Source organism: Bradyrhizobium sp. PRIMUS42 (assembly GCF_023006515.1).
GTDB lineage: Bacteria > Pseudomonadota > Alphaproteobacteria > Rhizobiales > Xanthobacteraceae > Bradyrhizobium.
Genome location: NZ_JALBGZ010001109.1, coordinates 1 through 1,408 on the forward strand (window position 1 = coordinate 1; position 1,408 = coordinate 1,408).

Annotated in this window: 3 protein-coding genes; all 3 read right to left on the reverse strand. The window is 66.9% G+C overall.

Annotated elements, in window-relative coordinates:
- Nucleotides 1-518, reverse strand: a 518-nt coding sequence (locus MOV75_RS38065) for a carbon-phosphorus lyase complex subunit PhnI (RefSeq protein ID WP_247007984.1), incomplete at its 3' end; no start/stop codon positions are given.
- A gap of 3 nt (nucleotides 519-521) precedes the next feature.
- Nucleotides 522-1,130: a phosphonate C-P lyase system protein PhnH gene (gene phnH / locus MOV75_RS38070; protein WP_246932700.1), complete on the reverse strand. Its 609-nt coding sequence runs from the start codon at nucleotides 1,128-1,130 to the stop codon at nucleotides 522-524.
- A 4-nt stretch (nucleotides 1,131-1,134) separates the two neighbouring features.
- Nucleotides 1,135-1,408, reverse strand: a 274-nt coding sequence (phnG, locus tag MOV75_RS38075) for a phosphonate C-P lyase system protein PhnG (RefSeq protein WP_247007985.1), incomplete at its 5' end; no start/stop codon positions are given.

The window sequence follows — 1,408 nt, forward strand, 5'->3', positions numbered from 1 at the left end:
TCTTCGGCCTGCGGCGAGGGCTCGATCAGCCCGTCGCGTCCGAGAATGTCCGTCACGCGCGGCGTCGGCGCCGTGGACGCATCAGCAGTCGCCGGTGCCTCCGGCACAAAACCTTGCGCGAGCGAGGGATCGAGCAGGCGGTGGGTATAGTCGAAGGTCGGCCCGAGGATCTGGCCGCCGGGAATGTCCTTGAAGGTCGAGGACACCCGCCGCCACACCCGCATCGCGCCGGTGTCGACCGGTTCGCTCGCGCCGAAGCGCGGCAGCGTGGCGCGGAAGGCGCGAACCAGGAAGATCGCCTCGATCAGATCGCCGCGCGCCTGCTTGATCGCAAGCGAGGCGAGCTCGCGATCGTAGAGCGAGCCTTCACTCATGACACGGTCGACGGCGAGGCCAAGCTGCTCCGAGATCTGGTCGAGCGTGACCTCCGGAATGCTTTGGTCGCCGCGCCGCCTATGTGCGAGCAGGCGATGGGCGTTCTCGATGGCGCGTTCGCCGCCTTTGACTGCGACATACATGCTTCAGCTTCCCTTGCTCACGACGCGCGTGGTGCGGGGGATCGCCACCACGGCGTCATCGGCGACCAGCACGACATCGATGCCGCGTGGAAACAGCGCCTCGTTGACATGCAGGCGCTCGAACAGATCGAACGGCTTGATCGATGCCTGGAGCGTCGCGGCACCGTCGATCCCCGGACCGCGCAGCTCGAAGCTGCGTCCCGAGCCCAGACCATCGATCTGGAGAATCAATGTGGTCGAACGATCCGGATATTCGTTCGTCCCGAGCGCGAAGCGTTCGAGCGGCGGAAGCGCTCCGCCATCGCTGATCAGCGCGAAGCTCGCGACGGAGGAATCCTGCACCACCGGCGCGCCGGTGTGGAATTTCAGCCATTTCACCACGTCCACGCTCTCCGCCATCCGCGAATCGAGCCAGAGCGGCGTGTCGTGATCGAACAGCGTCAGTGCGATCGCGGCGGCGCCGCGCATCATCCTGTCGGGCGTCCCCGCTCCCGGCACGATGCGCTGGACCGAACCGGGCCGCGCCATCGCGTCCATCACCGAGCGAAAGGTCGATTGCGCCGACAGCACCTTGTCGGCGAGACCCGGTGGCAGTTCCGCAATCGTGGTCATGATCTCACCCCTCACCGCGCACCATGGTGTAGAAATCAACCTTCGTCGCAGCGGTCTCGGCCGCCGCCTGCGTGCGCCTCGTCATAAGCTGCTCGCGCAACGGGGCGATAACGTCCCGCTCGACCGCTCCGGCGAAATCGCGGGACTGCACCAGCGCATCGCACAGGGCGATCAGCCGCGCCTTCTCACCGTCGCGTCCAAGCGTGTAACCGAAGCCGACCTCGCCGCTCGCAAGCCGGACCGCCGCGCGGGACACCGTGGCTTCGCCGAGGTTGAAG